6 protein-coding genes and 2 pseudogenes are annotated in these 5,363 nt (G+C 68.3%); 4 read left to right on the top strand and 4 right to left on the bottom strand.

Annotation, left to right across the window (positions count from 1 at the left end):
• Together AX690_RS23530 and AX690_RS02385 are read right to left on the bottom strand one after the other, a co-directional pair.
• Window positions 1-103: pseudogene (locus AX690_RS23530) on the bottom strand (hypothetical protein); the annotation flags it as partial.
• Window positions 104-133: 30 nt separating this feature from the next.
• Window positions 134-514, bottom strand: coding sequence for a DUF2237 family protein (locus AX690_RS02385; RefSeq protein WP_066683606.1), 381 nt, complete (start codon window positions 512-514; stop codon window positions 134-136).
• 130 nt (window positions 515-644) lie between these two features.
• Here AX690_RS02385 and AX690_RS02380 point away from each other — a divergent pair, with 130 nt between their 5' ends.
• Both AX690_RS02380 and AX690_RS02375 read left to right on the top strand, forming a co-directional pair.
• Entirely contained in the window at window positions 645-1,523 is an 879-nt protein-coding gene (locus AX690_RS02380; RefSeq protein WP_066683613.1) for a CoA ester lyase, read from the top strand.
• 27 nt (window positions 1,524-1,550) lie between these two features.
• Window positions 1,551-2,441 (top strand): hypothetical protein, encoded by an 891-nt coding sequence (locus AX690_RS02375; protein WP_066683615.1) that lies wholly within the window; start codon window positions 1,551-1,553, stop codon window positions 2,439-2,441.
• On the opposite strand, the gene AX690_RS02370 is transcribed toward AX690_RS02375, so the two are convergent.
• Both AX690_RS02370 and AX690_RS02365 read right to left on the bottom strand, forming a co-directional pair.
• A complete protein-coding gene (locus AX690_RS02370) occupies window positions 2,438-2,863 on the bottom strand; it encodes an HIT domain-containing protein (protein ID WP_066683617.1) in 426 nt (141 codons plus the stop codon). The genes AX690_RS02375 and AX690_RS02370 overlap by 4 nt on opposite strands.
• Window positions 2,856-3,905 carry a MaoC family dehydratase gene (locus AX690_RS02365; protein ID WP_066683620.1) on the bottom strand — a complete coding sequence of 350 codons (1,050 nt, stop codon included), beginning with the start codon at window positions 3,903-3,905 and terminating at the stop codon, window positions 2,856-2,858. The genes AX690_RS02370 and AX690_RS02365 overlap by 8 nt, the downstream gene beginning before the upstream one ends.
• Window positions 3,906-4,048: 143 nt before the next feature.
• On the opposite strand from AX690_RS02365, the gene mdh reads away from it, so the two are divergent.
• Together mdh and AX690_RS23525 are read left to right on the top strand one after the other, a co-directional pair.
• On the top strand, window positions 4,049-5,011 hold the full coding sequence (gene mdh, locus AX690_RS02360; RefSeq protein WP_066683621.1) for a malate dehydrogenase: 963 nt from the start codon (window positions 4,049-4,051) through the stop codon (window positions 5,009-5,011).
• A 118-nt stretch (window positions 5,012-5,129) separates the two neighbouring features.
• A pseudogene (locus AX690_RS23525) lies at window positions 5,130-5,363 on the top strand (energy transducer TonB); the annotation flags it as partial.

The raw sequence follows: 5,363 nt of genomic DNA, 5'->3' as shown, positions 1-5,363 counted from the left end.
ATCGGATAACGGCTACGCGGAGCGTCTGGCTTCGTCGAAACGGTACACACACTTCCAACCTCCGGACGGATGTCCGGCGCTCCGCGTCCCTCCGAACCTTCAGCGAGCAATCGCGTGAAGCCGAGACGTCGTGTCAGGCGGCGGCGTGATCCTTCAGCACGCCCAGCGGCGCGACGGCCAGCATCTCCTCGTGGGTCGCCTCCAGCACGACCTGGGGCGCCATGCCGGCCTCGAGGGCCTCGGTCCAGCGGCCGGCGCACAGGCACCAGCGGTCGCCGGCCTTGAGGCCCGGAAAGGCCAGGTCGGGACGCGGCGTGGAGAGATCGTTGCCGCGCGCCTTGGAGAAGGCCAGAAACTCGTCGGTCATCACCGCGCAGACGGTGTGCAGACCCAGATCATGCGGCCCCGTTTCGCAACAGCCGTTGCGATAGAAGCCGGTCATCGGGTTCACCGAGCAGGGGATGAGTTCGCCGCCCAGCACGTTCTTGGCGTTCTTGTCGTACCGCGTGGTCATGACCCGATCCTATCCCCAATGCGGAAGGCGCCAAGACCGTTATTCCGTCGGCTGACCCAAGCGGAAGGCTTTTGCTGCGGCGCAGCAATGCTAAGCTGCGGCCAACACAGAAAACCGATCGGGGAGCACCATGACCGTCGACGTCGCCAACCGCCCGCGCCGCAGCGCCCTCTACATGCCGGCCTCCAACGCCAAGGCGGTCGAAAAGGCCCGCACCCTGCCCGCCGACGTGATCATCCTGGACCTGGAGGACGCGGTCGCGCCGGAGTCAAAGCCGGCGGCGCGCGAGGCGGCCGTGGCGGCGGTGCAGGCGGGGGGCTTCGGCGACCGCGAGGTCGTGATCCGGGTCAACGGCCTCGACACCCCCTGGGGCGCCGAGGACCTGGCCGCCGCGGCCGAAGCCGGCCCCGACGCGGTGCTGGTCCCCAAGGTCAACGACGCCGGCGACGTGCGCCTCTACGACCAGCGCCTGCACGCCGCCCCGCCGCACACGCGCCTCTGGACCATGATCGAGACCGCCAAGGCCGCCTTCCACCTCTGGGAGATGGCCGAGGCCGCGCACGGCACGCGCCTTTCGGCCTGGGTGATGGGCGTCAACGACTTCGCCAAGGAAATGCGGGCCCGCCAGACGCCGGATCGCGCGCCGTTCCTGCCGCTGCTGACCCTGTCGGTCGCCGCGGCCCGGGCGCACGGCCTGGCGATCCTTGACGGCGTCCATAACGACATCGAGGACCTGGAGGCGCTGGAGGCGGTCTGCGTGCAGGGCGTCGACTTCGGCTTCGACGGCAAGACGCTGATCCATCCCAAGCATCTGGAGATCTGCAACCGGGTCTTCTCGCCCTCGCCAGAGGACATCGCCTGGAGCCGCGCGGTGATCGCCGCCTTCAACGCGCCGGAAAATTCTGGCAAAGGCGCCTTGCGGGTGGACGGCAAGATGGCCGAACGTCTGCACCTGGCGCAGGCCGAGCGCCTGGTGGCGGTGGCCGAGGCGATCGCCGCCCGAGGTTGACGGTGAAGGGGCTCTAGAAGGTTGCGAATGCGGGCTATCGTCTTCTCCGTCGTCCTGGTCGCCAGCCCCGCGCTGGCCCAGCAGAGCCCGGCGACGGCTCCGCCCGCCCAAACGCCGTCCGTCGCTCCCGCGCCGCCTGCGACCGAGGTTCCCCAGGCGCTCGATCCGCTCGGCGACCTGATCACACAGTCCGGCCAGGACATGGACGAGGAGCAGGCCGAGACGGTCGCCAAGCCCGCGCCGCGCCGAAAGCCCAACATCCTGCCGATCCCGGCCCCGAGCGAGACCACCCCGGCCGCTCAAGTCTACGAGCTGCGGGTGCGCGGCTCGATCGCCGCCGCCCAGAACCTGCAGGGGCCGCTGGACGGCCAGTGGCGGGTGAACGGGCCGGACGGGACGCCGCTCTACGCGCTGCAGATCGTCGACAAGGCCGGCGGGTCGGCGCCGCTGGAGGGGGCCTGGCGTGATCTGCGGCGGACGGGCGCCCCAGGCTCGACCGGCCTGATCGACGACCTTCAGCGCGAGGGCGAGGGCCTGTCGGCGCGGTTCCTGGCCCGCGAGGGCGGCCAGCCCTCGACCCTCGCCCTGCGTCCCGACGAGGACGGCCGCTGGTCGGGCCAGCTGGTCGAGGATGGCGCGACGCGGACCGTGGCCGCCGAACACCTGCTGCCCGAGGCGCCGCCCGGCTACGAGGCGCGCGGCGCGCGGCCTTATGTCTGGCCGCCGCGCGCCACGGCCGGCCGCGCCGCGCCCGCCAAGGCCGTCTGCTCGACCAAGGGCAAGAAGGGCAAGGCGCTGAAGGCCGCCAAGGCCAAGTGCGCGGCCGCCGCCCGCAAGGGCAAGGCCTCGACCCTGAAGAAGGGCAAGGCGTCCAAGGCCAAGGGCAAGAAGGTCTCGACCCGGAAGAAGAAGCGCTAGTTTTCTAGCACTTCCTCGGCGGCGGTGATCGCCGCCTCCAGCGCGTCCTGGCCGTAAGGGACCGCGGCGCCGTGGCCCCAGACTGGACCCGGCCAGGCCGGATCGTCCCGCCGTCGGCCGACGACATGGACGTGCAACTGGGCGGTGACATTGCCCAAGGCGCCGACATTCAGCTTTTCGACCTCCAGGCCGAGCGCCGCGCCGATCGCCCGGACGGCGGCGCCGGCCAGAACGATCTCTTCCATCAGCTGCAGCCGATGGCCGACGTCCAGCTGCTCGATCTCGGTCCGCCCCGCCTGGCGCGGGATCAGGACCAGCCACGGATAGCGGACGTCGTCCTGCAGCCGGACTTCGCAAAGGGGAAGGTCGGCGACCAGATGCGAGGTCGCCACGAACGCTGGATCAAGAACAAAATCAGTCACGCTTGGGAACCGCCGCCCAGTAGTCGAAATCGAGGATCACCGCGGAATCGTAGACCCCTTCGGCGCCCTTGTCCGGGAATTCCGCGCAGGGCGCGTCCTTGGTCGCCACCAGCCGCAGCCGCAGGGCGCCGGCGGATCCCAGGTCGGCCTTGTCCAGCACCTCGCTCCAGGCGAACACCGTGCCGCCGGCGAAGAACGGGTTCACGTGCCGGCCGCCGTTGATCGCCAGGATCAGGCCGGCGTTCTGCAGGCCGTTGAACGACAGCGCCTTGGCCGTCGAGATCACCACCCCGCCATACACCAGGCGTCGGCCGGACGGGTCGCGGGCCCGCTCGAACTGATTGAAGTGCACCTTGGCCGTGTTCTGCCACAGGCGGGTGGCCATCTGGTGCTCGGCCTCCTCGACCGCCATGCCGTCGACATGGTCGATCTTCTCGCCGATCTCATAGTCCTCGAAGGCGTGCGGCGCGCCGGCCAGGGCCCAGTCATGGCCGGAGAAGTCGAGACCCGCCGGCAGGACGAGATCGGCGGGAGCGACCGCGGTCGACAGGGTCGGGACGGCCTGCTCGGCGATCTCGGCGGCTTCGTCGCGCTTTCGGACCATGACCCAGCGGACATAGCTCAGCACCGCCTCGCCGCGCTGGTTGGTCCCGGTCGTGCGGACATAGACGACGCCGGTCTTGCGGTTGGAATTCTCCTTCAGCCCGATGACGTCCGAGACGGCGGTCAAGGTGTCGCCCGGGAACACCGGCGCCAGGAACCGGCCCTCGGCGTAGCCCAGATTGGCGACGGCGTTCAGGCTGATGTCCGGCACGGTCTTGCCGAACACGATGTGGAAGGCGATCAGCGGATCGACCGGCGCGGAGATGAGGCCGCAGGCCTTGGCGAATTCGTCGGACGAAAAGAGCGAAAAGCGCGGACCATAAAACGCCGTATAAAGCGCCACGTCGCCCGCCGTGACGGTCCGAGGCGTGGCGTGGACCAGCCTTTGGCCCAGCTTGAAGTCCTCGAAGAAGTTGCCTGGATCAGTTTTCGTCGCCACGGCTTTCGCCCCCTGCTCTGGTTATCGTTGTTCACGCATCTTTGCCGCAGTGCAGCGAAACGGGAAAGGGGGCTTGAGGCCGGGCCGCGACAGGTCTAGACCGCGCGCGACATTTCACTGTCCACAGCCTTGATGGAGACCCCATGGCTCGCGCGAAGATCGCCCTTATCGGCGCCGGCATGATCGGCGGCACCCTGGCCCACATCGCCGCTCGCGAAGAGCTGGGCGACGTGATCCTGTTCGACATCGCCGAAGGCACCCCGCAGGGTAAGGCGCTGGACATCGCCGAAGCCTCGGCCGTGTTCGGCAAGGACGTCGCCCTGAAGGGCGCCAACGACTACGCCGACATCGCCGGCGCCGACGTCTGCATCGTGACCGCCGGCGTGCCGCGCAAGCCGGGCATGAGCCGCGACGACCTGCTGGGCATCAACCTGAAGGTCATGAAGGCCGTCGGCGAAGGCATCAAGCAGCATGCCCCGAACGCCTTCGTCATCTGCATCACCAACCCGCTGGATGCGATGGTCTGGGCCCTGCAGCAGTTCTCGGGCCTGCCGAAGGAAAAGGTCATCGGCATGGCCGGCGTCCTCGACTCGGCCCGCTTCGCCTACTTCCTGGCCGAAGCCACCGGCGTCTCGGTGGAAGACATCCACGCCTGGACCCTGGGCGGCCACGGCGACGACATGGTGCCGATGGTCCGTCACTCGACGGTCGGCGGCCTGCCGCTGCCCGAACTGGTCAAGCAAGGCTGGCTGACGCAAGAGAAGCTGGACGCCATCGTCGAGCGCACCCGCAAGGGCGGCGGCGAGATCGTCGCCCTGCTGAAGACCGGCTCGGCCTTCTACGCTCCGGCCGAGAGCGCCATCGCCATGGCGACCTCCTACCTGAAGGACAAGAAGCGCGTCCTGCCGTGCGCCACCTACCTGACCGGCCAATACGGCCTGAAGGACCTCTATGTGGGCGTTCCGGTCGTCATCGGCGCTGGCGGCGCCGAGAAGATCGTCGAGTTCGAAACCAACGACGCGGAAAAGGCGATGTTCGCCAAGTCCGTCGAGTCGGTGAAGGGCCTGATGGAAGCCTGCAAGGCCATCGACAGCTCGCTGGTCTAAGGCTGGTCGCTTAGACGAATAAGGAAAGGGCGGCTCGTCGCGGGGCCGCCCTTTTTGCTTGCGGCCGCGCTAAAGCCATGTTGAGCCTGCAACCCAGGATAAGCGCGGAGCGACCGGTATGCTGGCGAGGAAGTTTGCGGGTTTGATCCTCGCTCTGACGCTGGTTGGACCCGTCTCCGCAGAGGTGAAGCTGGATTGGCTCCAGCGACCAACCGGCGCCGACGTTCTTCGCTTCTATCCGAAACGGGCCGCAGCCAAAGGCGTGGCAGGGACAGCGATCCTGGACTGTGATGTGAATCTCTCCGGGGCGCTCGAACATTGCCGCGTGGCTTATGCTGTCTCTTATACACAT

This window comes from Caulobacter sp. CCH9-E1, assembly GCF_001556515.1.
In the GTDB taxonomy this organism is placed as follows: Bacteria; Pseudomonadota; Alphaproteobacteria; order Caulobacterales; family Caulobacteraceae; genus Caulobacter.
Note: the sequence above shows the minus strand (reverse complement) of the source record. Positions and strands in the feature narration are given on the sequence as shown.